This is a genomic window from Alteribacter salitolerans, assembly GCF_016901055.1.
Lineage (GTDB): Bacteria > Bacillota > Bacilli > Bacillales > Salisediminibacteriaceae > Alteribacter > Alteribacter keqinensis.
The window spans coordinates 90939-116857 of sequence record NZ_JAFEUX010000002.1 but is presented as its reverse complement, the minus strand read 5'-3'; the positions used below and the strand labels follow the sequence as shown (position 1 = coordinate 116857).

Below are 25919 nucleotides of genomic sequence, written 5' to 3'. Positions count from 1 at the left end.
TTGCCGTTATGACGAACGCTCATTTTTCGTCGATGTGATCGCCTGCCTGACTGCCCCATTAGCGTTTGCCAGCCGTTCTTTTGCCTGCTCAACCGAAGCGCCTGTTTCAATGAGTACAATGGCGAGTTTCACATCGTGCTCCGCCTTTTCCAGAGCTTCAGCAATGACGTCTTCCTTTGCATTCGTCACTTCATGTACAATCCGTTTTGCCCGTTCATAAAGCTTGTAGTTACTCGCATGAAGATCGACCATCAGATTCTCGTAAACTTTCCCAAGCTTAATCATGACTGTCGTGGAAATCATGTTGCATACCATTTTGTGTGCCGTAGCCGACTTTAATCTCGTGGATCCGGTGAGGATTTCAGGGCCCACGATCGTCTCGATGCTGATCTTTGCCACACTGCCAATCTCTGATGATGGGTTGCAGCTCAGGGCAACGGAAGCAGCCCCTGCCTTATTGGCAAATTGAAGAGCGCCGATCACAAAAGGCGTCCTTCCGCTCGCGGCGATCCCGATAACGATGTCACGCTTGGAGAGCTTCACATCCTCCATTGCCCTCGCTCCGCCTTCAACGGAATCCTCTGCTCCCTCTTTCGCACAAAACATCGCCGAATTTCCTCCTGCAATGATCCCTTGTACCATTTCAGGCGGCGTGCGGAAAGTGGGGGGACACTCTACAGCATCGAGGACGCCGATCCTGCCGCTTGTGCCGGCCCCCACGTAGAACAGCCTTCCTCCGCGCTGGATGGCATCAACAGCCAGGTCCACTGTCTTTTCAATCTCGTCAAGACAGTCATGGACGGCCCGGGAAACTTTCTGGTCCTCTTCATTCATCAGCCTTAAAATTTCTTTTGTCTTTTTCAAATCAAGCCCTGCAGAAGCGGTGTTTCGCTGCTCTGTAAGTAAGCAAGACAGGTTCTGTTCCATGCTCATCACCAAATTTCATCAGGAATTACCTTCTCAGATAACGAAATAATATTTCAGTAATTTAATATTTTAAATGTAACTAAATTTCAAATTAAAAGCAAGTAAATTTTTGAAATTGTCCGATAATTCTAGTTTGAGAAGTGTTTTTTGTTTTATCGGTCGTTTTTGCCGGTTTATCCGTCGTTTTGGTGCTTTTATAAGTCGCTTTCGGGCATTTTTCCGTCAATTTACTGAATATATCGGTCATTCTGCAAAATACGACACAACCCGACACATACATACGCCCGCGCCCCCAAACCCCAGCTTCCCTGTTGCAAAAAACGGCTCACAAGGTATCCTTCCACCTCATAAGCCGCCCCACTTCTCTCACGTTTACTGTTCGAACGCCGTCACTGATCCTTTCTTCACCTGAACACGGGTGGACTCTCCATCCACGTGGACAAAGTAGTTGCCCGGCTCAAGATCAGTAAACCCGGCAATGCCGGATCCGTCAATTTTACCGACGGCCACTTCCTCGCCTCTTACCCCTCTCGTAACAACCACTTTTTCTCCTGATAAGTCAGAAGAATAGCTGCCCAACAGGTGACCCACAGGCTCGTCCTTCCATGGCGTTGGGAACGGCTCTACTTTCTCCGTAAACAGCGCTTCAAAGTCATTGTCCTCATTCGGAACCGTCAGAGCTGCCAGGAGGTCCGCAAACGGACGGTTGTCATTGCTCCATACGTTGTATACGTATGGGCTGACTCCTTCAGCTATGTTTCCGTTCGGAGACGGCTCGATGGCACGCTTGATCTGCTTCAGGCTGTCCGGAATCGAGTTCAGGTAAAGAGCCGGCCCGATGATCATGCCCCTCGTGCGCTCAAGATCTTTCTGATACTCGATCCACTGATCATAGCGCTCGCCTCTTCCCGGTGTTGCTTCCGGGTCATAGTTCATGACGTAGGCAAAATCCAGATAGCCTTCCTGAAGCCATTTTTCCCAGTTTTGGTGGGCACGCTGGACAGGATCCAGGTCTGTGAAATCATTTTCTCTCGGGTCGTCAAAGCCCCATGATAAAACAGCCGCCGTTACGTCAACGTTCATATCCAGATTCATAGTTTCTAAGTAAATCCGTTTCATCAGCGTGTCAATCTGGTGTGTTTTCCACTCAATCCACTCGGCATCGTTTGCAAGAGGACGGTCAGTACGGCCGGTTTCCTCCTGGAAGCGGGCAAGTGACGTCGGGTTGTACCCTTTGCCGTCTTCCTGATAGCGGATGTAGTCAACATGGATCCCGTCAACATCGTAACCGCTTACAATATCTTTCACCATGTTAATTGCGTGCTCTCTCGCATCCGGGTGACCGAAGTCGAGGTATGGCTGCATTGGGTTGGCTACTACACCATTGTAGTCCTTCGTCACCCATGTTTCGTTGTCCGGCGCATCTGGTCCGTACTGGTTGTAAATGTGCTCCTCGGCTTCCGGGGCTCCTCCGTAGATCGGGTGCCACATCGGTCCTAATACGACCCACGCATGAATGTCGATCCCTTTGTCTTTTGCCCCGTCAATTAAGTACTGAAGGGCATCGAACCCTTCTGTCATGTTCGGATCCTCTGTAAATGGTAAGTAGGAGCTGTTGAAATAAGCATCGTGTCTCCGTACTACCTGTGCCACAATCGTGTTCATGTTCGCATCTTCCACATCCGCCAAAAGCTGATCCACCTGTTCCGGTGATTTCAGCCCATCCTCAAAGGCCTGTACCCAAAAGGCCCGTGTGAACGGATCTTCTTGATCAGACGCCTCGGCACTCATCGGTGCTGCCGGAGCCAGTGATCCTATAAGAAAAATGACAAGTAACCCTATTAACCCCATCGAACGGAATACATGTTTCATCCAATCCCTCCTGATATTGTAATTTTGTTTCAACTAAATTTTAAGAATATTGAAACAATTTTACAATAGACGAATAGGAGTGAGTGTGGATAGTCTGTTTTACCCAGTTACGTATACAGTTTTTTTGACTGAAACTCAAGAAATGCCTGGGACTGCAGGGAATCCCTGCGAAACTGGGCAATTACGGAATTTCCCTGAATATAGGAAAGTCGCAAACCTTCTGTCCCATAAATGAAGTCTGACCAATACCGTTCATCCTTGTTTTTCCATAAAACCAGCGATGGGTGTTCGTCCCTCAAAACCTCAAATATGTGTCCTGCCAATGCCATCGCACCCCAGTTTTCACTCACTGGATGAAACCTTATCCCCTCGCATCTCTCATTCTCGTAATCTCCTTGAGAGGGCACAAATGTGACAGCTTCCAGCACCACACCGTCAGCTTTTCTCGCAGTGAGACTTCGGATGAATTTCCCGGCGTCAAGCCACGGCGCACCGAACTGCTGAAAAGGCTTGTCCGTCCCTGCCCCGAGGGAGAGGTTGATGCTGTCAAGAAGAGCCAGTCCATAATAAAACCTGGGCATCTCCATGACATTGGCATTCGGTGACGGCGGTACCCACGGCAGTCCGGTTTCTTTATAGTGCATGGCCCGCTCCCATCCCTTCATGGTGATGACTTCGAGCCTCCCGCCGATGGTTTGATTCAGTTCCATTGCGATCTCCCCAACGGTCAGACCGTGTCTCACCGGGAGGCCACTTGGGGAAAAGGAAGCAGCAACGCCCTGCCTGGATAACGGTCCTTCCGCAATTATCCCGCCAACCGGGTTCGGCCGATCGAGTACGATAAAGGGAATGCGGTGTTCCTTCGACGCCCTCAGTCCATAAGCGATAAGGTCGATGTAGGTATAAAACCGGGCCCCGATATCCTGCATGTCAAAAAGAAGCAGATCCAGCTCCACTGTTGCTTCGAAAAACCGGGATTCGTCAAAGGGAAACAGACTTTCAATGGGAATTCCCGTCCCTTCATCGACGGACGAGCCTACCTCACGCTCCGCCTTTACCTTTCCGCGAAATCCGTGCTCCGGAGAAAAAATCCGTGCCGGAGTGAACCCTCTCTCCTGCAGCGCATCGACGCTGTGCTTCAAAGAGGATGTCACTGATGTATGGTTGGCCATGAGGCCGAAGTTCTTTCCTTTCAGCATGATCAGATGCTCTTTTAAAAAACGCTCAAGTCCCGTTTGAATCATCGAGGGTCTCCTTTCATATGGCAGTTGCGAAAAATTATTCTATCATAAAAGCGAAGAGGCTCTTCTTACATTTTTAACACATATTTTTTCGTGATATGATAAAGCAAATAAATATAAGGGAAGGTGTATCATGACCAAACATCGGATTTATACAATGAGTTTTGCAAGTGTCTATCCCCATTATATTAATAAAGCGGAGAAAAAAGGGCGTACAAAAACAGAAGTCGATGAAATCATCCGTTGGCTGACAGGATACAGTCAGGAAGAGTTGGAAGCGCAACTGGAAAAGCAGACCGACTTTGAGACCTTCTTTGCTGAAGCTCCCCAACTGAATCCTTCACGGACGTTGATCAAAGGTGTCGTCTGCGGGGTCCGAGTGGAAGACATTGAAGAACCAACGATGCAGGAAATTCGCTATCTGGATAAGCTGATCGATGAGCTGGCAAAGGGAAAAGCGATGGAGAAGATATTGCGGAAATAATTATTAGAATTGATTCTCTATATAAATCTTAACTTTTGCAATTTGCGGGCCCACTGATGCAGAAAATGATCAGATTTTTTTATAAAAACCAACCTGAAATCTGCTGGAGAAGGATCCATTTTAATCACAAAATGGATTCTATTTATTTAACTGAAAACGCGGGTTCATAAAGTAATTGTGATTAAACCCAAAGCAATAAAAAGATGCCGGCAGGACAGCCTGCGGAGCAGCTGCCAAACTACTCTAAACAACAAAAGCATATCGCCAGGCGATATGCTCTTCCACCACATTGTTGCCTAAAAACCAGGATACAGTGTAAAAAAGACTAGAAGGTTGGACATTCAATTCCATAGTTTTTTTGCTAGTTTTTTTAAAACCAATATGTGTAAAATGTTCTTCACTTTCGCCTTTTTTTCACCACAAGCCGGCCCCTCATTTTTCGTTTTTTTGTAACTCAGGGTCCTACTTTCACAAAGTTAAGCACCCATTTTCCGAGCCCCCTCTACTTCACGCACCCACTTTCACAATCTGGGGAGCGCATGCTAAAACAAAAACCTATCGGCATAAGATACGCTACACAAAAAAATGACCTCCCCTTTTATCAAAGGAAAGGTCATTTCAGTCCGTACGCCCCTACACCTTAACAGCCTCATCAGCATTTGTTTCACGTGAAAACTTCTGAAACGCCATGTAAGCTGCGGGCATGAGGATGATGCCTGTTAAGCTCGGGATAAACCACATGAAAATGCCTGGGAAGAACAGGACAATATGATAGGTTACGGTCAGTCCGATTCCTGCCATGATCGCTAAGTAGAAATGCGTCATGCCATACAGGAACGCCACTTTCACCACTTTAAGCACCGGCAGATCGAAGTGGACGATGGCCGGAAATAAGAAGGTGACCGTCAGGAAAAACAGCGTACCGAGAATGATCAGTCCAATCACAATGAGGAGCTGGACGATTCCATCGGCACCGAGCATAAATTGATAGTTTGTAAACAGCACAAATCCGTAGAGCAAGGCGGCGTACCCAAGCACATTCACCTTCACGAATTCCTTTTTGTAGCTGCCGATAAATGTCCGGGGCACAGACGTATCCATGCCCTCCATCATCCATTTCCGGATCACGGATAGAAGGGCTGCGCTCGCCGGAAAAATTCCGAGAACACCAGCGCCCACCACCGTGAACACCATCCACAACACATTGAGTGCAGCTACCTTTACAAACACCTCTAACCCGCGGTAAATCCAATTTACCAGTCTGTTTCCCGTTATCATGTTGTTTCCCCCAAACGCGTTTATCCTAATTGAACGTTGATCTGCTTCAGGCGCCCTTCCCGGAGGGCTTCGGCTAATCTGCCTGTCAATCGGCCGGATTCAACCGTCTCTTGATCACCATGGTTCCATTCTACCTCAAACTGAACCGGTTTGACGCCTTTTTCACCAAAGGTATCTGCTTTCATTTCATTATGGTAGGTTACGCCCGTTGATCCGAGGAACGTGAACGACAGCTCGCCGGCCTCTGTAAACATCCATCCGGGCAGGACCGGCTCCAGCTCGCACACAAGCGTGCCTTCTTCCAAACGAAACGGCTTTTTCCCGGCCATCATCGTCACCCACATGTTCAAATGCTCAATGGTCGACCCGCTGAGACGCGACACAAAGCCTCTGCCGTGCAACGCAGGATTCGGGTTCGCACTGCTTGCAATAAACGACGAGTTTTCCAGCGGACTTCTTCCATAAACCGCAGGGTCCAGGAATGGCACGAGTGCTGTCTTCATGTCTGCAAAAAAGTCATCGTACAGACCGGCCTGCAGGGTCGCCAGTAAATATTTGTACTCCATGTGAAGAAAGACTGATTCGTTTTCAAGCCAGCCCGGCGTGAAGGATTTTGCCCTTCCCAGCTCGATCGGCTCTTCAGCGATGGACATAGACGTTTTATACATCTTCAATTTTTCATCAAAAATCGGTGATTGTCTCACGTTTTGGTAAAGCTGTGCCGCATCTTCCCGGCTGTCCGTCAGCTTCATCTTTTTCACAACACCCTCTAAAAACGGAGCAACCGGCTTCGGAATCAGAGTGAGACCCGCAACATCAACGTTGTCTCCCTCAATCTTTTGTCTCGGTTCAAAATAAATGTATGTCGGTGGCAGCGGATCAGCCAGCTGCTCGACAGCCCGGATACCCCGGTCCACTTCCTTGTGCAATAGGGCAAGCAACTCTTCCGTTTCTTCTGTTGTGAGCTCCATGTCTTCCCCGCGGATCCCCCGGTAAATCGTCTCCCGGTAGTTCTCACGAAGGGAAGAAACGTGATGCCAGTGCGCCATCATTTCAGCTGTGTCCGATTCGTCCTTCACAGCACTCAGCAGACGCCCAACATTGGTAAAGAACGGCTCGATTTCTGCAGGCAGACGTACGCTTTTTTCGCCTGAAACAGCGGACAACTGGTTAAGCAGACGCTTGAGCTCATACAGCTCAGACGTACTCGCCCCGAGCATGCCCGGCAGACCGTTTAAAGAATCATTCCAGCCCGGTTTGTCCCCTTCCATTTCAACCCCCATGCCGTACGGTGCCAGCGTGGTTGTCTTCACAGCCGCAAGAAGCAGAAGCTTGGAATAAAGGTTCGTCTCGTAGATCTGCCCGTCTCCCTGACCGGTCCTGATCCAAGGCGTGCCGCCCAGTTCCTTCTGTTTCGCCGCCTTCTTTTCGTCATGCTCGATCGCCTTGTACTGTCTTACATCCCCGTTTTTCACCACGTATTTCTCAGCGCGGCTCTTGACTCTGACGGCACTTTCGAAGAACCGGTACGGGCGCTCAAAGAAAAACGTCTGCTCCCGGTCCGGATAAACAGCTAAATAAGCATCGATCAGATCCAGATTGTACGTCCAATGATCCATCCAGAACCCTTCACCGAACGCCGCTTCAAACTGCTCACTCGAGAGGGTGATCACCTCGGTTAAAAAGGACTCGGCGTCCGTTTTCAGAGCGATGTCTTCCTTCTCAAGTGCGTGGATAATCTCTCCCGGTGTAAACGAAGAAGCGAACATCCCCTTGACCGCTTCAAGATCCCCAACGTTCACCCAGGCGCTGAAATCCACCTCTTCCAGGTTGTCCAGCTGAAAGCGGACTCCTTTTACCGACAGGGGATTATACCCGTCAAGCTGAATCAGGTTCATGAAAAGCCGGACATTGTAATCTTCCACCTTCGGCTCGAAAAACACATCGCAGCGCCGGTTCTGGTTGACATCCCGGTAGTTCCCGTTCCCCTGGGAATAGTAGGTGGGACTGAGGGAAAAGAAATTATAGTCTCTTTCCAGATCGCCGTGCTTTCTTGAATACACATAATAGACTTTGTGTCCGTTTTCTCCTTCGAACACCTTTGGAAACCCGCCCCGCAGGCCGTTGTCCAGAAAAGCCTGGCGCGTGTAGGCATCAAAGAGAGAAGAAGATGACTCTGTTTTCACGTTTGCTGTTAAATCACCGGTAATATGAACCGCCCGGTTTTGCAAGTCTCTGAGTTTTTCAACTGAGAGCGCTGAAGCGAACGTATTCACTACGTCCACAGAGCTGCCGTGTCCGATGACGGAGTACAGCTCAATCTCCTCACCGGCCTCGAGATCCACGTCAAAGGGCGTAAACCCGCCTGACACTTTATTTGTTGTATACTCGGTCTTTTTCTGAATCGTTTCCAGCGGTTCCTGCTGGAACAGGACGGGAGCGTTTAGAGAGGTCTCTCCCCCGAACAGAACATCACGGTCCACAATCGGTGACACTACCCGGTCTTCGCCACGGTAATACAGACGCCCCATGTAAAAGTTGCCTTCTACGATTTCACGGACCTCTGCCGTATCTTCCATACTGCCCCGCAGCTTGTAAAATGGAACGCCCGCTTCACGGTTCACCACATCAAACCAGCTTTTCAGGGTATTTCCAAGCTCCTTATAGGCCTGGTTCGGAACACCGCTCGGAAAGATCGCCGGCAGGCCGTCCACTCCTTCCACACCAACCGTTTCTTTGCCTTCATTTTTTATTGTCACATGACGAATGAGCCCGGCCAGAGGAGAATCCGGCAGACTCACATACGATACGTTAACGGAAAGCCCTTCTGACGGGTCGTTCCACGTGAGCGCCAGACGGTTTTCAGAAATCGTCATCGTCTCCTCTGAGTGTGAGGTGGCAAAGGGTTCCATAAACGTGCTTGTCCCGTTCCGGTGCAGCTTCAGAAGCGTTCTGAAACCATGTGTTCCTGTATATTGATACGCTTTATCTGCAGGAAAGAATTCCGTCATCGCGTGATCTTTGTCTTTTACCCCGAAGCTTGCAATGCCCTGCCCGCGGTTGACGTAAAACACCCACATGGGGATGCCCCGGACACCGGCAATGCCGGGAAGAAAGCTCGAAAACGGAGGCTTTTGCTGAAACCATTCCAGTTTAAAGTCATGTTCGTTCGTTAATGTATACATGTTTGTAACCTCCAGCCTGCTAAATCAAATAAGTTCCAATGGACCGCTTCGTACTCACGACGCCGGCAGACTGATTGTCAATCTGCAGGGAAAAGGAAACATCCTCTTCGGTTTCATTTAATACGACAAACACAATGGAACCATCCTCATTTTTAAAAGCGGTCATGGACAGCCCGTCCACCTGCTCATCAAGATGAATCCGGCGGGCGCCGGGTTTAATAAACTTACTGAAATGGCCGATCATGTAAAACGAGCTGTTATAGTGAACTTCATCGTTCTTTGTATCGACGATTACAGGGGCATCGCAGTAGTTTCCTACGTGGTTCGGCCCTCCTTTTTCATCGAGCACAAGGTTCCAGTCGATAAAGCCCTCGAGCCAGTTGTTCATGTCGCCGATAATGTTACGGGCGTACCGTTCCCCGGTGTGCCAGGCACCAAGCTGAACGCCGCCCTCGATGCACCCTTCTGTAAACAGGAGGTGCTTATCGGGGAATTTCTCATGGACAATGGACAGGTTGGCGAACTCCTCGGAAACATACCAGTGGTTCCCCGTGCCCCATACATACTGGGCAGCTTCAGGGTCAGACAACACGGTTTCCGCACGTTCGACGATGATGTCGCGGTTATGATCCCAGATGATGATTTTTTTATCCGCCATCTGATGACGGGACAGCGTCGGACCGAGATGGTTTTTAATAAAATCCCGTTCTTCTTCTGCCGTGTAAAGGCACGAATCCCAAACCTGCTTTGCTGCCGGCTCGTTCTGCACGCTCACGCCCCAGATCGGAATGCCTTCCGCTTCCATCGCTTCGATGTATTTCGCATAGTACTCGGCCCAAAGTCCGGCGTATTCCGGCTTTAACTTGCCTCCGTGATTCATTTCCCCGGTCGTTTTCATCCACCCCGGAGGACTCCACGGTGAAGCAAGCAGCGTTAACGGCTGACCGGCTTCAGCAACGGCTTCTCTAATAAACGGGAGCACGTACTTCTGCTCATGTTCAATGGAGAACGTTTCAAGCGTTTCATCGTTCTCTTCAACATACGTATAGTTTCCCAGAGCGAAATCACAACTGTGAATGTGCGTCCGCCCGAGGGAATAACCGAGCCCTTCAGACGGGTTAAAGTACGCTTTTATAATGTCTTTCCGGTGTTCTTCTGATACTTTCGACAAACTGTAGCCTGCCGCTTCTGTGAAGGCACCGCCGAACCCCATCCACTCCTGATAGGTGCGGTCCGGGATCAGCGTGACGACACGGTCAGTTCCCCCGTGCCCATCTTCAAAAGAAACGGTTCCTTTATCAAGCCAGCGGCCTTCTTCATCCCTGGCTGACTGAACGAGACGCATCGTTTTCTTCATGCAGCAACACTCCTTGTTTCACTTGAAACGGTTTTTCTGATAATGAACGGGACCCGACAATTTCCTTATATCGTTTGGCGCTGTCCTTCCAGTACCTAGCCTGTGTTTCAAAGTCCACATAAAAGATTCCGAACCGTTTTTCGTAACCGAAGGCCCACTCAAAGTTGTCAAACAGGGACCAGAGGAAGTAACCGGCAATATTCATGCCTTCTTCACACAGTTCATGAACCATTTTCAGATGCTCTTCAACATAGGCAACGCGCTCCGCATCATGGACCGATCCGTCGCTCTCAAGTACGTCATCATATGCCGCACCGTTTTCTGTAATAAAGATCGGTAAATCTGTGTATTCTTTGCGCAGACGGTAGATGAGCTCTTTAAACTCCTGGGGAGACACATCCCAGCCCATGCCTGTCTTTTTATAATCAGAGTGAGCAGAGGTATAAAGAAGATTCTCATTCCCTGCAAATTTCACAAGCGCTCTGTTGTAATAATTAATGCCAAAGAAGTCACACTCAACCGAGATCGCATCAAGATCCCCGGACTGAATGAAGTTAAAATCATGAACGTGCGTGGAGAACAGGTTCATCATGTCCACCGGGTACGCTCCTTTAAAGATCGGATCCAGAAACCAGCGGTTGACGTAGCCATCCGCATTGTTCTTCGCCAGTTGGTCATTGGCTGAATCGGATGCGCCGTAGGCAGGGGATAAATTCAAGGTAATGCCGATCGGCGTCGTTAAGCCGAGTTCGTTTTTAAATAACTGAACGGCTTTCCCGTGAGAAAGAAGAATATGATGAGCGGCTTTCAGGCCTTCCTCCATATTACGGTGACCAGGTGCATGATGCCCCGCATGATAGCTCAAGAAGCTTGCACACCAAGGTTCATTATGCGTGATCCACGCTTCCACATCCGCATCCAGCTCTTTAAAGCAGACTTCAGCGAAATCAAGAAACCATTGTACAGAATCTCTGTTGACCCATCCGCCTTTTTCGTACGCCCACATTGGCAGATCCCAGTGATAAAGAGTGGCCATCGGTTTGATTCCGGCTTTCTTCAGCTCCTGGATAAGGGATCGGTAAAAGGCCATGCCTTCTTCGTTATAGACGCCTTCCTGAGGAAAGATCCGCGGCCATGCGATGGAGAAGCGGTACGATTCTACGCCCAGTTCCTTGATCAGTTGGACGTCTTCTTTGTAGCGGTTGTAGTGGTCACACGCCACATCTCCGTCATCGCCGTTCCAGACGTTGCCTGGTGTTTTGGAAAAGGTATCCCAAATCGATAATGACCGTCCGCCCTGGTTGTATGCTCCTTCAATCTGATAGGAGGATGTTGCCGTTCCAAAAATAAAATCATCCTTAAATCTAGACAATGAAACCACCTCTTATGTTTATTTCTTTTTGTCAGCTGGCTTACAGTTACAGGTTGTTGAGATATAGATGTTGATGCTGCCTGCATGGCCTTCGCTTTCCGCGGAGGTGCCGTGAGCCTCCTCCAGCTTTCCTGCTTCTTCCTCTTCCAGCTAGCCTTTGCAGATCTCTGCGTCGAAGCAACTCGTCGTATACTCATGACGGAAATGCTCGTCACTGCGGGGTCTCACCCTGCCCCCACTTCCGCAGGAGTCTCGGCCATTCCGGTTGCATCCTAGCTTTGAAAATGAATAATTCTATTAACTTAAAAATAGAAAGATTTTAGATTTACACCTGCTTCTCAGAAGATGTTGATGCTATCTGCATCAGCTTTTTCAGAGCCTTACTTAAAATGTCCTTATTGAATATAAGCCTGTTGATTGGAGCGATTGCGCGACACTCCTGCGGGAGGAGCGAGTTCAGGGGAGACCCCGCAAGCGCAACGCGCTGAGGAGGCTCCCGAATCGCCCGCGGAAAGGGAGCGCAGAGAGCGTAAATCAACCAAGGTTTAATTGAATAACAGCGTCCTCAAATTTACCCTTAAAAGCACTGAAAACAGCGTTATTCTTTTACTGCTCCTGCTGAAATGCTGGTGATGATGTATTTAGATAAAAACAAAAATGCGATCATGATCGGAACTACGGAAATGGCAATCCCGAGATACATGGCACCAAGGTTCTGTGCCACCTGGGATCCGCGAAGGGCCCCCATCATAACCGGCAGCGTATACTTTTCCGGACTGAACAACACGACTAACGGCAGGATATAGTTATTCCATGATCCGATAAACGTAAAGATCGCCATCGTAGCTACAGCCGGCATCATAATCGGAACTCCGATTTTGTGGAAGATCGTAAGCTCCTTTGCCCCGTCAATACGAGCAGCTTCCAGTAAAGAAGGGTGCATCGTCGTCATTAGGAACTGACGGAGGAAGAACACAATAAACGGTGACGCAATCGGCGGGATAATTAACGGAATGTACGTATCGAGCAGTCCCATCGTACGAATCAGGTCATAAAACCCGATCAGCCCGAGCTGCCCCGGTACCATCATCAATAAGAGCATGACGACAAAGAGAAAATTACGTCCTTTAAAGTTATAAACAGCAAACCCAAAAGCGGTTAATGCACTAAAATACGAGCTTAGGATTGTTACACAGACAGCAATGAACAGGCTGTTGGCAAATCCCCGCCAAAGATTCATGTACTGAATAAGAATCTCATAGTTATCAAGAAGCGCTCCCCCCGGCAAAAGCGTAAAGCCGTGCTGAAGAATCTCCCCGTTGGACCTCGTTGCATTAATGATCATCATGTAAAAAGGAATGAAACTAATAATGACCATCAAGGTTAGAGTGAGATATAAAATCCCTTTCACAATGTTTGTTTTCCCCATGATCATTACCCCTCCTTTACATTCTTGCGGTACATGGATTTAAATGTGATTAACGAGAACACCACAGTAATAACGAACAATCCATACGCAACGGCTGCGGCATAACCGTAGTTGTTAAACCTGAAAGCCTGGTTGTATAAATACAGCACCATCGTGTTCAGGGACCCTTCAGGTGCGCCCATTCCATCGGTAATCAGCATTGGCAGGTCAAAAATCTGCAATCCGCCAATGAGGGAAGTTATTAATACGTAAAGCATGATTGGTTTTAATAAAGGCAAGGTCACATTTGTAAGTGTCTGCCAGCGGTTAGCTCCATCAATTAAGGCTGCTTCGAAGTAATCTTTCGAAATACCTGAAATGCCTGCCATCAATATAATGAAAGTATGACCAAACCACATCCACGCCCCGATCAAAGCCACAGACCATCGTGCCGTTGTCGGGTCATTCAACCAGTTAATCGGTTGAGAGATTATACCTAAATCCAGTAGCAGGTGATTGATTGTTCCGTGGTGCCAGCCGAGCAGGATACTAAAAAGCAAAGCAACAGATGCAATCGTGATTAAGTTTGGCAAGTAAAAGGCAGCTCTGAAAAAGCCCAGGCCTTTCATCTTTAAACGAATATCCGAGAATAAAATCGCAAGTAACAAGGCAATTCCTAATTGAAAAGCAAAGTTGATGCCCCATATGTACATCGTGTTATAAAAAGCACGGAAGAAGTATGGGTCGGTGATAAGCCGTGTGTAGTTTGCCAGCCCTACAAACTCAGGATCACCCATGCCTGAATAGCTGGTAAAACTGTAATAGAAGGTTAAGAGAATCGGGTAAATCGTAAAGGTAATAAACACTAAAAAGAAAGGAATGATAAAGAAGTAGCCGTTATAATCAAGTTTTTTCATCTAATACACCTTCCATCCGTTCTTATCTAAAAGGGAGCAGCAACGTGCTCCTGCTCCCTTTTACTTTTGATTACTTATTCGGCACCTGAATATGCGGGTAAGCGTTTTGAACTAAGTTGTAAAACTCTTCAAGCGCTTCTTCTTTTGTTTTCACACCGTCAACATATTCTCCTACTGCATTTCCAAACATCGTATCAATTTGCTGATCGTAACGAGTCACGACATTAGGGTCAATGGACTGTGCTTCTTCAAGGAAGAACGTGTAGTTGTTCTGTCCGGCTAGGAATTCGTCGCTGAACTCTGTCTTGATTTCTTCTGTTACCGGCAGATAAGAAAGCACGTCTCCTGTTTCAAGAGCCCAGTCTGTAAGGAATTCTTCATCGTGAGTCATCATTTTTACAAATTCCCAGGCAAGATCTTTGTTGTCTGAGTTTTTATAGATACCTAACCAAGTACCGCCCCAGAAGTAAGGGTTTGGACCATTCGTTACAGCCCAGTCTCCTGCAGTTTCTTCTACGTTTGTTTTAAGAACACTGTGCAGACCCCATGTAGGAAGGGCATAAGAGAATACTTCCACTTCACTGGATGCGTTCTCATCTACTTCATCCCATCCGGCGTTGTAGTTAACCGGACCGTCCATCGCTGCGAACCATGCCGGAGACCACTCAGGAGCAAACGCTGTCATGTCTTTGTCACGAAGCTCTTTTGCATAATCGAAGTGATTCATACGGCCTTCAGTCATAACAAGTTCATCGTCTTCATTTACCCATGGCTGTGGCTCCTGCCCCTGGGAGAACCAGCGGACTGCGCCTTCATCCGGGAATAAACGGTAGCCTTCTGCTTTTAACTCTTCCCCAACTTCGAACATACCTTCCATCGTAGACAGACGCTCGCCAATCGCAGCCGGATCATCTGTTCCTAATACTTCCTCTGCAATGCTTCGGCGGTAGAAGATACCTCCAGGCGTTGTCTGCCAGGAAAGGGCTTTAACTGTTCCTTCTGAGTCCCGGCCAAGATCAAACACGTAATCTACGTAATCATCTTTAATGTCTTCTACATTATACGGATCCTGGGACAAGTCTTCCCAGTAGTCCTGCTCTACCCACTCTTTAATGAAGGCCATTTCACCTGTAAAGACGTCCGGCGCTCCGGTTCCACTTTCCAGTACAGGACGCAGACGCGTAGGATAATCTTCAATTGGAATAATAGTCAGCTCAATTTCAACCCCGTGCTGCTCTTCAAAAACTTCAATCGGCTCTTCAAGCTCGTCCGTAAATGACCAGACTGTCAGTTTATCCTTACTGCCTGAACTTCCTTCTGCATCTTCAGTATCTCCACAAGCACTGAGCACTCCCAGCCCCAACATTGATACTATCGACAACGGCAACCATTTTTTCATACTCTAATCCCACCCTTGTTTTGTTTTGGTTCCCCCGAACCATTTATCCAAAGCGCTTTCGGGATATGTAACAACCTCGCGAAAGCGCTTTCGAACCTTTCCAAAAACATCATAACACGCTTTCAGGTTTTCCGAAAGCGGTTTCGGAAAAATTTTAAAAAAATTTGAATAATTAGTGAATCTACAAAGGTCAGTCAATGGCCTTTGTAGATTCACGGACCACAAGCTGGACAGGAATCGTCACCGCTGCATAGTCCCTGCTTCTCATATTGATCTGCTGCACCAGAACCTCTGACGCCTTTTTCCCGATCAGATCGGTATCCTGGCGGATGGTTGTAAGCCCCGGTGTAATGTGTTTTGAAATCTCAATATCGTCAAACCCGACAATCGACAGATCATCCGGAACTGATACACCCGCTTCTTTACATGCCTTAAGTGCCCCCAGAGCCATATTGTCTCCTGACACAAAGACCGCGGTTGGGCGATCTTCCAGGCTGAGGATCTCCTTCATGGCGTCATAGCCGCCTTCATAAGAGAAGAAGCCTCCGTCTGCAATATAGGAAGACGGAATATCAAGTCCGTAGTTTTCCATCGCTGACCGGTACCCTCTGAGGCGTTCAAGCCCGGCAAACGTTTTTTGGTGCCCCTTAATATGGGCGATTTTGCGGTGTCCGAGCTCATGCAGGTGATCCACCGCCAGAATACTCCCCCGGTAATTGTCGCTGTAAACAACACTGGACTTGTCGCTGTGCAGGTCCACCACCAGGCTCGGAATAGGTGATTCAATCAGCTTTTGCACCTCTTTGTCCTCAAAATCCGAGCACATGACGATAATGCCGTCCACTCCCCGGTGAATCGCATGATCCACATAGCTTTTTTCCTCACCGCCGATGTTCCTGCTGAGAAAAATAATATCATAGCCAAGTGATTCTACATTTTGTTTGAAGCTTTCAATGACAGCACTAAAAAACGGGTGCTTAATACCGACTCCGAGATCTTCAACGAAAATCACGCCGAGCGCCCACGATTTTTTTGTTGTGAGGGACCTGGCAATGGAGTTTGGATAATAGCCCATCTCATCGACAGCCTCTAAAATCTTCTTCTTTGTTTTTTCACTTACATCCGTGTAATTGTTGAGTGCCCGGGAAACCGTTGTAATTGAAAAACCTGTCTTTTTCGCAATATCATATATCGTTGTCATCGTTAACTCTCCATTTCCGAAAACGCTTTCGGTTTAAGTATACTGCATGGGGATGGGTTCAGCAAGAGTGGATTGGTGGTGCGCGGAGGGTGATTTTATTGTCACTATTATATCACAGACCTTGGAAATCACCTTGGAGAATATAACGTTACTTTTTCTCCAACAAGGGAATAACTCCAGTAATGTTTATTAGGAAAAAGGAGCTGGATGCGGATGGTCACAACACAGCAGTTAAATGGAAGAGTAGCTTTAGTTACAGGTGGCGGATCAGGGATTGGCAAAGCTTCCGCGATTTACCTTGCGAGAGAAGGCGCAAAGGTCGTGCTTGCCGACATAAAAGAAGACGATGCAACAGAAACAAAGGAGAAAATTGAAGCGCTTGGCGGTGAGGCCATGATCATCGAGACGGATGTTTCCAGAGAAGAGGATATCGAAGGGTGCTACGAGAAGCTTGTGGATCGTTTCGGGAGGCTCGACATCATTTTTGCCAATGCGGGCGTGAATGGAAAGATCACTCCCATTGAAGATATGGCAGCGGACGAGTGGGACCAAACGATCGATACGAACTTAAAAAGCACGTTTCTGACGGTGAAACATGCGATTCCCCATATGAAAAAAGACGGCGGAAGTATTATCATTACCAGCTCCGTAAACGGAAACCGCATATTTTCCAACTTCGGGTTCTCTGCCTACAGCAGCTCGAAAGCGGGCCAGATGGCCTTTGGTAAAATGGCGGCACTTGAATTGGCCAAATACCATATCCGGGTTAACATCATCTGTCCCGGAGCTATCGAGACAAACATCGGAGAAAACACCCATCCTGAAAAAGATGAGCTTGATAAAATAAAAATTCCCGTTGACTACCCGGAAGGCAACCAGCCGTTGGAGCACCGGCCGGGAAAACCGGAGGAAGTGGCCGACCTCATTCTGTTCCTCGCCTCGGATGCGTCAAGGCATATTACGGGGACGGAACTGTATATTGACGGAGCGGAGTCCCTATTGTAGAAGTGGTTAGTGTTGGTTTCTGTAATATTAAAACATGGCATGAAAAGAAGCATGAGGATCCGACCTCATGCTTCTTTTTTTACCACTTATACCTCTATACAATTCGTAAACTATCCTCTATTGTTGCCGCCATCTCAAATCAAAAACTTACCCTTTTATCCCCGATAACTTAATTCCCTCGATAAAGTATTTCTGGAACATAAAGAATATTAACAATACCGGCAATAACGCTACTATTGAAGCAGCCATAAGTAATGACCATTCTGTCTGGAACATCCCCTGGAACATGGCCAGTCCTAATTGAACAGTGAACTTCTCCATTGTATTCAAATAAATTAATGGTCCCAGGAAGTCATTCCATTTTCCATGAAATGAAAAGATGGCTACTACAGCAAGAGCAGGCTTGGATAACGGCAGGACAATCCGGTAAAAAATTTGAAAAGTGTTACATCCATCAATTCTTGCAGCGTCTTCCAACTCATTCGGTATACCTAAAAAGAACTGTCTGAACATAAAAATGAAGAACGCGCCTCCCCCAAAGTAAGAAGGAACGATCAGGGGTAAATAAGTGTCAATCCACCCAATATGAGCAAACATAATAAATACAGGTATCATCGTTACTTCACCAGGCAGCATCATTGTGGCCAGAACAATGATAAACAACGTATCCCGGCCTTTAAATTGCAGTTTAGCAAAACCATAAGCAACCAAAGCTCCTGTAAATACTTCTCCAATCATGGAGAGGCCGGCAATGGTTAAGGAATTAAGAAAGAACAGGTGGAAAGGCGCAAAAGTCATTGCTTCAACATAATTTCCCCAGACGATCGGATCCGGTATCCACTGAGGAGGAAACTGAAAGATAACACTTGAATCTTTCAGCGAAGTTGACAGCATCCAAAAAAACGGTACCAAAAAGATAAAGCCGCCTAAACATAGCAGAAAATAGGTAAAAGCCGTTTTTACCGCTTGGGAGATTCTTTTTTCTTTGCTTTTTGGATTATAAGAAAACTCATCCTTTTTTTGTTTTGAATATGAAGGCTGTGTCATATTATTTCTTCTTCCCTTCGTAATACACCCAAAGAGGTGAAGATTTCAGGATAATTAACGTTATGAGCAATATGATGACAAAGAATATCCAAGCCATCGCTGAAGCGTAGCCCATCTGCATAAATTGAAAGGCATTCTGCCAGAGGTAAAGCATGTAGAATAAGGCAGCATCCTGAGCTCCTCCGATAATGTAGGCTTCTGTAAATATCTTCAGACCTGCAATAATACCCATAATTAAGTTAAATAGAATAATAGGTGATAATTGCGGTAAGGTAATATGCCAAAACTTCCGTAACAGGCTGGCTCCATCAATGTCTGCAGATTCATAAAGCTGTTTCGGAAGATCCTGCAGTGCAGCAAGGAAAATTAACATCGCGTTCCCAAAGCCCCACAAGCTCATAATGATATACGAAGGCAGTACCCAGCTTGGATCTCCCAGCCAGTTCGGCCCTTCAATTCCTATCTTTGCCAACACACTGTTAATAAGACCCACATCCGAGTTGAAAATCCATCTCCAAAGTAAAGCAGTAGCTACCCCGGATACTACAGCAGGCAGGTAAAAGATTGTTCTGAAGACTTTCATCCCTCTAACTTTCTGGTTTAGTAAGATAGCAGCCAACAGTCCCCCGGCAAGGTTTAAAGGGACACTGAATGCAGCAAAAGTAAAAGTTACTTTTAGCGCCTGATAAAATTTGGGGTCCTGACTTAACTCCGCATAATTGCTAAACCCTACAAAATTGGGAGATTGAAATGTATTCCAATCAGTAAAACTAATGTAGAAGGATGCTATTACAGGACCAACTGTAAAGAGTAGCATTCCAAATATCCAAGGGGAGATAAATAAATACCCTTCCAGGTTTCTTTTCAAAGCTTTGTTATTTTTGATTTTCATCACATACACGCTCCCAGTCCAAATCTGATGACAAGCTTTGTTATGTATGGAAAAGGATCAAAGTCATGGACTTTGATCCTTTCTCCATTGGCCTTATTCTTCCAATAAATCTCTTAACTGTTCAGCTGTATCTTTTGCCAATTCCTCCGGGGTGCCATTTCCGGCTATTAACTGGCTCGTAAGGGAGTCCCATAATATAGTATCGATTTGCTGCTGTTTAGGATGTCCTGTAAATCCTCGAGCATATTCCATAGACTCATTCATAGCTTCTACAGCAGATTCCGTCTTTCTTGGCTCAATATCTAAAATCTGGTCAGCCAGACGGCTGTCCGGGGGTACGATTTTCCATGTGTGAATAGCCTCAGTCATATCTCTTAAAGCTTTATAGGCTATTTCAGGGTTCTCCGTTTTCGAGCTGGCAACCATGGAAGCAATCCAGTTGAACGTGGCTTTTTCTTCTCCATGAGGAACAACAGTGGCTTCAACATTGAGTCCTTCTACCCGGTCGAGGTCATCTGCAGCTCCTCCCATAAACATCCCGATGCGTCCAGCTTTAAACATTTCTGCCAGACCTTGTTGTTCAATGGTATTTGCCGCTGGTATGATTTCATCATCATGAAGAATATTGTTCAGGATCTCTAAACCTTCAATAGATTCCGGTGAGTCTAAAACAACTTCACCGTCTTCGGTAATAACATCTCCACCCATTGTCCAAATCCACTGATGAGTTGGAGGCCACCCGTGAGTCGTTGTACCCCATTGGTCAATTCGTCCATCATCATTTGTATCTTTTGTTAATTCCTTAGCAGCGTCCCGGAATTGATCCCAGTCCCACGTATTGTCCGGATATTCAACACCGGCCTCATCAAATAAATCAACATTGTAGTACATTATGACTGGCTGCGACACCCACGGAAGACCATAGAGTTGTCCATCATATGTAGCTGTTTCCAACGGTGCTTCATAATAAGAATCGAGATCCAGGTCCTCGTCACTCTCCGCAAACTCCGTAATGTCCAACAGCACATCAGAATCGGCATAAGTAGCAACCCACTCCTGTGATAAGTAAAAAATATCAGGAGCATTTCCGCCGGCAATCCTAGTCTGAATGGCTGTATAATAATCATCTGCTATAGTAATAAGATTAATTTGGTAATCATCCGCATTATCATTGACTTCATCAACTAAAGCCTGCAGTTCTCTAACTTCTTCCGGCCCTCCAAAAGCTGCAAAATCAATTCCTGCTACTTCACCCTCTGCATCGCCGTTCCCACCTGCACCTTGTCCTCCGCAGGCTCCTAAAATTGTAAGTGCTGAGACCAACCCAAGTGAACCTAACCATCTGCTTGCCTTCATCATGATATTCCCCCGATTTCTATTAGAATTTTTAAACTCCGGTACACTAAACTAAAATAACCTCGCTAATGGCAAGCGCTTTCAAAATTCATAAAACCTCTTTTGTAACGTTACAAGATAAAAACCCATTTTCAGCAATATATGTTTAATTTATGTGATAAGACTATTTGTTACCTACCATCTCTCGAGAGAGATGAAATGAATCAGTTATCGACAGGAAGAATTACATGTAACTATATTAGTAACGTTACTTAGATTTTAATTGAATCCTTACAATTAGTCAACATAAAATTAAATAATTCAAAAAATATGTCACGTTACTATTCAATTAAATATTTCATGGTGATATGATGGGACTAATTATTGAAAAGGAGACTATCAGCATGAGCATCATAGGGCATTCCTTTAAGCAGTACTTTTATCATTTATTTAAAGTTCTTGCCGCCGGTACCATCTGGTTATTATTATCTATACCGATACTCACGGCAGGACCGGCTACTGCAGGGTATTCATATTTTATTTATCAGATTCAATCACGAGAGGATAGTAAGATAAGACATTTGTTCACCGGGGTAAAACAATACTTCCGGAAATCCATTATCTTAGGAACCGTTATTACTGTCCCCCCTGTTGTATTACTAAGTAATTTTATATTCTTTTTTCAGCAGTCCGGGTTTCTATTCTACTTCTACGCAATGTTATGTTTCTATTGTTTTTTAGCTTGGGTATTAGTCAGCCAGTATGCTTTTTCAGTTCTCGTTCAAAAAGAAGAAATCGCAATCAAAGAGATCCTTAAATATTGTTTTCTTTATTTAAAAAGGGGTTTTTGGAAATCTATCTTCCTCCTGTTTCCAATAACCCTGCTGACCCTGATTTCACTTCCAACCCTGGTATTCTTTATCTTTGTTATGCTCCCTCTTCACTTCCTTACCATCCACAATTACCTTTCACAGCAAAAATAAGTTGTTTTTTTGTAACGTTACAACCACCCCGGGGTGATGACAAAAAAGCTGCCCCGAAGTAAGTTTAAACTTACTTCGGGGCAGCTTAGTCACATAGGAGAGAAACAGCGAGAAGCACCTCGTGTTTCCTCTTCTTACTTTTTCAGCAAAAAATCAGTTTATGGTATCTTTACTCCCTCTTCACAAGTAAGTGAGTTCAGGATTTCTTTCAGACTCAGCTCGGCACACGCCATAGAATCATCCGCTGCACCATAATACATTTTCACAACATCGCCTTCCACAAGAGCACCGCAGGAGAAAACAACATTACCAAAAAAACCATTAACCTCATATTCCGCTTCTGGTTCCAGGATAGGCTTTTCTGACCTGGCAAGCACTTTGGCAGGGTTGTTTAAATCCAGTAATACCGCCCCCATACAATAACGGTTGTCAGAAGAAGCCCCGTGGTATAACTCCAACCAGCCTGCTTCTGTCTTAATTGGTACAGCACCACCGCCAATTCTTCCATTATCCCACATACCTTCTCTTAATCCGATAAGATATTTGTGATTCCCCCAATATCGAAGGTTATCAGATTCGGCGATCCATATTTCCGGAGCACCCGTACTTTTCGGCACCGGCCTGTGAAGGGCAAAATATTTCCCATTAATTTTTTCAGGAAATATGAGTACATCTTTGTTTTCAGGAGCAAAGATCATACCCATGTGTTCAATATGCTCCCAGTCTTTAGTGGACACCAGTGATTCTCCAACACCTACAGGAGAAACAGCACTGTAATAAATATAATAAGTATCTTCAATTTTCGTTATGCGAGGGTCTTCAATACCAAAGGCCTCTAATTCATTCGACGGAAAAATGAACGGCTGGTCATCAATCGTAAAGTGACGCCCATCTATACTCCGGGCAATCCTCAGATAAGACAAGGAGGTTAAATAAACAAAGCTGTCAGGATTACCCGCTCTCGAAATGGTTCTCGGATCCGAAAAATCAAACTCAGGGTTCTCTTTGTTCAGCTCCATTACCGTGAGCTCCCCGGTTTCCGGGTCAAATACAGGGGCCTTAACGACAGCAGGGTCATTATTAATTGGTCTCTCTGCCACCCTGAGCAGCATGATTACTTCACCATTATATTCTGTAATACCGGCATTAAATGCGCCAATGACTTCAAAATCGTCCCGGTGTGCAGTCACATCTATCGGTGACACAAGCGGGTTTTCCTCATAACGATAAACATTCATATTTACGGCTCCTTACTTTTCAAAAGTTAAAAATGGATCTGGGACTGTTATTCGTTGTGCTTCGGCATCACTAATTCCCGCATATAAATCAGCGGTTCCGTTTTCATTGCGTACAATACCCCCGCTGAATACCACATCTGCTAAATCAGGGCGTTTCGCATCCCCCTCAAGAAAATCAGAACGCCGGGCAATAATTCTTATATCAGAGAATTCACCCGTATCCGGATTTAGTGCAAAAACCATTGGATAGTAGTGGCGATTATCATCTCTGTCGAAACAGGCAATATGCCCCAACACACCAAGCAGGCCGTTTGAGAGTAAGTGAATTTCATTCGCTCCTCCCCACTCCTCTTTAATGAACTGCCCCTCTAAAAGCGGAGCATCATTTATAACTTCAATAGAAACGTCCTCCAAGGAAGGGACTTTTACGAATCCAATTTCCCCCCTCCCTCCTTTTTCTCCCTGTGGTCGCGTCATAATCCCTACGCTACCATCCATTAATTCAACAAGGCGAAGGTCTTTCATCCCATCCGGACCAACGGTTAACTTTTTCAAAGTTGAAATCGTTTTACCTTTGTAAAAGACGGTTCTCCACCCCAGTGCATTTTCAATTTCAGGGTGAGGAAAGATTTCCACCCCGCCAAGGACAAGTTCTCCTCGTATCCTGGTAAAGAAGGGGTCTTGGAGTTTAAAAACAGGATCTCCTTTTCTCGGAACCCACTCCCCACCACGATTAACAAAGAAATATACTTCAGAATGTTCACTGTCCCGCTCTTCTACCCTGCCGGCAATAACATATTCCTCACCGTCTTTGAATGGAGCGGTAATATTATAGACATCACGACCACCGACACCTGAAAACCAAATTTTTTCAGGGGCTTCCGGCTGAGGGGCACCTATATACTCTTTTACTAAATCCCCGCAAGTCTTAACTTCGTTCTTCACCAGCTCTTTCACACTAATCATCCTCTCTGAGTAAAAACTAAAGCTTCAAATGGTAACAGGTTCAGTAAAGCACCCTTATCTGAGTCCAGGTTCTCCCTCTTGCTGGAGATAACCAATTCAACTTCTGACAGTTTTATGTCTGAAAAGAACTGTGGCGCACTGCTGAAGTTTAGCGCAACATGAATTTCCTGATTATTTGCTTCTTTTGTATAGAAAATAACCTCGCCCTTTTTATTCAGGCTTTTATAGCTTCCATTCATTAATGCAGGTAATTGCTTCCTCAACTGAAGTAACGACTTGTAATAGCACAAAAGAGAAGAGGGATCCGAAAATTGAGCGCTTACATTTTTGGTTTTTCCCAGTGACAAGGATATCCATGGCTCAGATGTTGAAAAGCCACTATACTTTTCATCATTCCACAGCATGGGCGTTCTTGATTTATCACGACTGCTTTGATTAGCTTTTTCAAGCGCTTCTTCCTCTCTTTTTCCTTCCTCCAGTGCTAGTTTATAGGCCGTTAACCCTTGTATATCTTTCATTTCTGTAATGTCACCGGCACAGAAATCTCTGATTCCAATTTCATCCCCGTAGTAAATAAACGGTATTCCTTTTGCAGTCAGAATAAGTGTACTCATTAGTTTAGCTATCACTTCTTCTTCATCAGGTCGTCCTAAACGAGAGATATGGCGTGACATATCGTGGCTGCTGAAAAAAAGTGTTGGAAGTTCATTCGCGCCGAGTTGTTCATCCATTTTTTTCAACTGCAAAAAGAGTTCATCACTGTCTAATTCAGCCATACTTCCTAAGTTAAAATTAAATACCGCATCCATCAGCCCCGGCCCCAGATACTGATTTAATACAGCTAAATCTTCAGAACCTACTTCCCCCAGTAAAAAACGATCGTCGTACCGCTTCACAAATGAATTAATTTCTTTTAAGATTTCCAAAATGCCATCCTGGTCTTTATCGTATAGATGAATTTGTTCCCCGTTTTGATCTTTTGGGTTATTTCCAAACGTACGGTCAACAGTAAGAAAGTTAATAACATCCAACCGAAATCCGTCTATACCTTTCTCAAGCCAGAATGACATTACCTCAAATAGTGCTTGTTTCACTTCAGGGTTAGACCAGTTTAAATCCACCTGTTCCTTAGCAAAAGCGTGATAATAATATTGGCCGGTTTGTTCATCGTACTCCCAGGCGGATCCTCCAAAAAACGATTCCCAATTGTTCGGGGGGCCACTTCCGGCCCCATCTTTCCAAATATACCAATCACGCTTCGGGTTTTTCTTTGAAGATTTGGACTGCAAAAACCAGTTGTGTGCCGAGGAGGTATGGTTCAGCACAAGGTCTATGATTACCTTAAGTCCTTTTTCATGAGCTCTTGTAATAAAATCTTCAAAATCATTCATCGTTCCATAATCAGGGTCAACGTTGTAATAATCTTCAATATCGTACCCATTATCCACCTGGGGAGAGACATAATAAGGTGTGAGCCAGATGGCATCCACACCTAATTCTGCTAAATAATCCAGCTTTGACGTAATACCTTTAAAGTCTCCAATGCCATCACCATTCCCATCACAAAAACTAGGCATGTATATTTCGTAAAAAACCGCACCTGTCCACCAATTCGTTCCCTCCATGACAGGCCTCCTTTACAAGTTGCTTTATGTATAATCCAACTGATAATTTATCCATGACTAACATTACAGATAATGTTACAATCATAATTACATTTAGTCAACGGATTTCTTTTTCAACTCCATGGGTTTATCAATAACCGATTTTATTTTACTTATTTGAAGGAATATTATATATTATGTTTGTAAC

The 25919-nt window shown here is 45.8% G+C and carries 19 protein-coding genes; 2 read left to right on the top strand and 17 right to left on the bottom strand.

Going from position 1 to position 25919, the window contains the following annotated elements; translation table 11 throughout:
- Positions 1-6: 6 nt before the first annotated feature.
- From murQ to JSY36_RS03670, 3 genes are all read right to left on the bottom strand, one after another.
- A complete protein-coding gene (gene murQ, locus JSY36_RS03680) occupies positions 7-933 on the bottom strand; it encodes an N-acetylmuramic acid 6-phosphate etherase (RefSeq protein WP_336511437.1) in 927 nt (308 codons plus the stop codon).
- 366 nt (positions 934-1299) lie between these two features.
- The gene (locus tag JSY36_RS03675; protein ID WP_205165295.1) at positions 1300-2799 is read right to left on the bottom strand and encodes a glycoside hydrolase family 10-like protein; all 1500 of its coding nucleotides are present in this window, start codon (positions 2797-2799) and stop codon (positions 1300-1302) included.
- 107 nt (positions 2800-2906) lie between these two features.
- On the bottom strand, positions 2907-4043 hold the full coding sequence (locus JSY36_RS03670) for an exo-beta-N-acetylmuramidase NamZ family protein (protein ID WP_205165294.1): 1137 nt from the start codon (positions 4041-4043) through the stop codon (positions 2907-2909).
- A 130-nt stretch (positions 4044-4173) separates the two neighbouring features.
- Here JSY36_RS03670 and JSY36_RS03665 point away from each other — a divergent pair, with 130 nt between their 5' ends.
- Positions 4174-4524 (top strand): DUF2200 domain-containing protein, encoded by a 351-nt coding sequence (locus JSY36_RS03665; protein ID WP_205165293.1) that lies wholly within the window; start codon positions 4174-4176, stop codon positions 4522-4524.
- Between the two features lie 633 nt (positions 4525-5157).
- Here the strand turns inward: JSY36_RS03665 and JSY36_RS03660 are convergent.
- The 8 genes from JSY36_RS03660 to JSY36_RS03625 form a co-directional block, all read right to left on the bottom strand.
- Positions 5158-5802 (bottom strand): YesL family protein, encoded by a 645-nt coding sequence (locus tag JSY36_RS03660; RefSeq protein WP_205165292.1) that lies wholly within the window; start codon positions 5800-5802, stop codon positions 5158-5160.
- 20 nt (positions 5803-5822) lie between these two features.
- Positions 5823-8987 (bottom strand): hypothetical protein, encoded by a 3165-nt coding sequence (locus JSY36_RS03655; protein WP_205165291.1) that lies wholly within the window; start codon positions 8985-8987, stop codon positions 5823-5825.
- 19 nt (positions 8988-9006) lie between these two features.
- Entirely contained in the window at positions 9007-10344 is a 1338-nt protein-coding gene (locus JSY36_RS03650; protein ID WP_205165290.1) for a glycoside hydrolase family 30 protein, read from the bottom strand.
- Positions 10304-11716: a GH1 family beta-glucosidase gene (locus JSY36_RS03645; protein ID WP_205165289.1), complete on the bottom strand. Its 1413-nt coding sequence runs from the start codon at positions 11714-11716 to the stop codon at positions 10304-10306. The genes JSY36_RS03650 and JSY36_RS03645 overlap by 41 nt, the downstream gene beginning before the upstream one ends.
- Positions 11717-12314: 598 nt before the next feature.
- A complete protein-coding gene (locus tag JSY36_RS03640; RefSeq protein WP_205165288.1) occupies positions 12315-13145 on the bottom strand; it encodes a carbohydrate ABC transporter permease in 831 nt (276 codons plus the stop codon).
- A 5-nt stretch (positions 13146-13150) separates the two neighbouring features.
- Positions 13151-14041, bottom strand: a complete 891-nt coding sequence (locus JSY36_RS03635) for a carbohydrate ABC transporter permease (protein ID WP_205165287.1) — start codon at positions 14039-14041, stop codon at positions 13151-13153.
- A gap of 70 nt (positions 14042-14111) precedes the next feature.
- Complete coding sequence (locus JSY36_RS03630) at positions 14112-15440, bottom strand: ABC transporter substrate-binding protein (protein WP_205165286.1); 1329 nt, start codon at positions 15438-15440, stop codon at positions 14112-14114.
- Positions 15441-15630: 190 nt separating this feature from the next.
- The gene (locus tag JSY36_RS03625; RefSeq protein ID WP_205165285.1) at positions 15631-16641 is read right to left on the bottom strand and encodes a LacI family DNA-binding transcriptional regulator; all 1011 of its coding nucleotides are present in this window, start codon (positions 16639-16641) and stop codon (positions 15631-15633) included.
- A 213-nt stretch (positions 16642-16854) separates the two neighbouring features.
- On the opposite strand from JSY36_RS03625, the gene JSY36_RS03620 reads away from it, so the two are divergent.
- Positions 16855-17646, top strand: coding sequence for an SDR family oxidoreductase (locus tag JSY36_RS03620; RefSeq protein WP_205165284.1), 792 nt, complete (start codon positions 16855-16857; stop codon positions 17644-17646).
- Positions 17647-17793: 147 nt separating this feature from the next.
- Here JSY36_RS03620 and JSY36_RS03615 read toward each other — a convergent pair whose 3' ends face one another.
- The 6 genes from JSY36_RS03615 to JSY36_RS03585 all read right to left on the bottom strand — a co-directional run bounded on the left by JSY36_RS03615 (position 17794) and on the right by JSY36_RS03585 (position 25732).
- Positions 17794-18558 (bottom strand): carbohydrate ABC transporter permease, encoded by a 765-nt coding sequence (locus JSY36_RS03615; protein ID WP_236784533.1) that lies wholly within the window; start codon positions 18556-18558, stop codon positions 17794-17796.
- A 136-nt stretch (positions 18559-18694) separates the two neighbouring features.
- Positions 18695-19585 carry a carbohydrate ABC transporter permease gene (locus JSY36_RS03610; RefSeq protein WP_122900292.1) on the bottom strand — a complete coding sequence of 297 codons (891 nt, stop codon included), beginning with the start codon at positions 19583-19585 and terminating at the stop codon, positions 18695-18697.
- A gap of 93 nt (positions 19586-19678) precedes the next feature.
- A complete protein-coding gene (locus tag JSY36_RS03605) occupies positions 19679-20944 on the bottom strand; it encodes an ABC transporter substrate-binding protein (RefSeq protein WP_205165282.1) in 1266 nt (421 codons plus the stop codon).
- Positions 20945-22061: 1117 nt separating this feature from the next.
- Entirely contained in the window at positions 22062-23141 is a 1080-nt protein-coding gene (locus JSY36_RS03595; RefSeq protein WP_205165280.1) for a BtaManbiosPhlase, read from the bottom strand.
- 12 nt (positions 23142-23153) lie between these two features.
- Entirely contained in the window at positions 23154-24098 is a 945-nt protein-coding gene (locus JSY36_RS03590; RefSeq protein ID WP_336511436.1) for an MTP-1 family protein, read from the bottom strand.
- 5 nt (positions 24099-24103) lie between these two features.
- Entirely contained in the window at positions 24104-25732 is a 1629-nt protein-coding gene (locus JSY36_RS03585; protein ID WP_205165278.1) for an alpha-glucosidase, read from the bottom strand.
- Between the last annotated feature and the right edge of the window lie 187 nt (positions 25733-25919).

Excerpts from the sequence above, each read along its gene's own strand:
- JSY36_RS03675 (WP_205165295.1), bottom strand. The coding sequence starts at position 2,799 with ATGAAACATGTATTCCGTTCGATGGGGTTAATAGGGTTACTTGTCATT.
- JSY36_RS03610 (WP_122900292.1), bottom strand. The coding sequence starts at position 19,585 with ATGAAAATCAAAAATAACAAAGCTTTGAAAAGAAACCTGGAAGGGTAT.
- JSY36_RS03635 (WP_205165287.1), bottom strand. The coding sequence starts at position 14,041 with ATGAAAAAACTTGATTATAACGGCTACTTCTTTATCATTCCTTTCTTT.
- JSY36_RS03620 (WP_205165284.1), top strand. The coding sequence starts at position 16,855 with ATGGTCACAACACAGCAGTTAAATGGAAGAGTAGCTTTAGTTACAGGT.
- JSY36_RS03595 (WP_205165280.1), bottom strand. The coding sequence starts at position 23,141 with ATGAATGTTTATCGTTATGAGGAAAACCCGCTTGTGTCACCGATAGAT.
- JSY36_RS03665 (WP_205165293.1), top strand. The coding sequence starts at position 4,174 with ATGACCAAACATCGGATTTATACAATGAGTTTTGCAAGTGTCTATCCC.
- JSY36_RS03650 (WP_205165290.1), bottom strand. The coding sequence starts at position 10,344 with ATGAAGAAAACGATGCGTCTCGTTCAGTCAGCCAGGGATGAAGAAGGC.
- JSY36_RS03630 (WP_205165286.1), bottom strand. The coding sequence starts at position 15,440 with ATGAAAAAATGGTTGCCGTTGTCGATAGTATCAATGTTGGGGCTGGGA.
- JSY36_RS03670 (WP_205165294.1), bottom strand. The coding sequence starts at position 4,043 with ATGATTCAAACGGGACTTGAGCGTTTTTTAAAAGAGCATCTGATCATG.
- JSY36_RS03655 (WP_205165291.1), bottom strand. The coding sequence starts at position 8,987 with ATGTATACATTAACGAACGAACATGACTTTAAACTGGAATGGTTTCAG.
- JSY36_RS03625 (WP_205165285.1), bottom strand. The coding sequence starts at position 16,641 with ATGACAACGATATATGATATTGCGAAAAAGACAGGTTTTTCAATTACA.
- JSY36_RS03640 (WP_205165288.1), bottom strand. The coding sequence starts at position 13,145 with ATGGGGAAAACAAACATTGTGAAAGGGATTTTATATCTCACTCTAACC.
- JSY36_RS03605 (WP_205165282.1), bottom strand. The coding sequence starts at position 20,944 with ATGATGAAGGCAAGCAGATGGTTAGGTTCACTTGGGTTGGTCTCAGCA.
- JSY36_RS03660 (WP_205165292.1), bottom strand. The coding sequence starts at position 5,802 with ATGATAACGGGAAACAGACTGGTAAATTGGATTTACCGCGGGTTAGAG.
- murQ (WP_336511437.1), bottom strand. The coding sequence starts at position 933 with ATGAGCATGGAACAGAACCTGTCTTGCTTACTTACAGAGCAGCGAAAC.
- JSY36_RS03585 (WP_205165278.1), bottom strand. The coding sequence starts at position 25,732 with ATGGAGGGAACGAATTGGTGGACAGGTGCGGTTTTTTACGAAATATAC.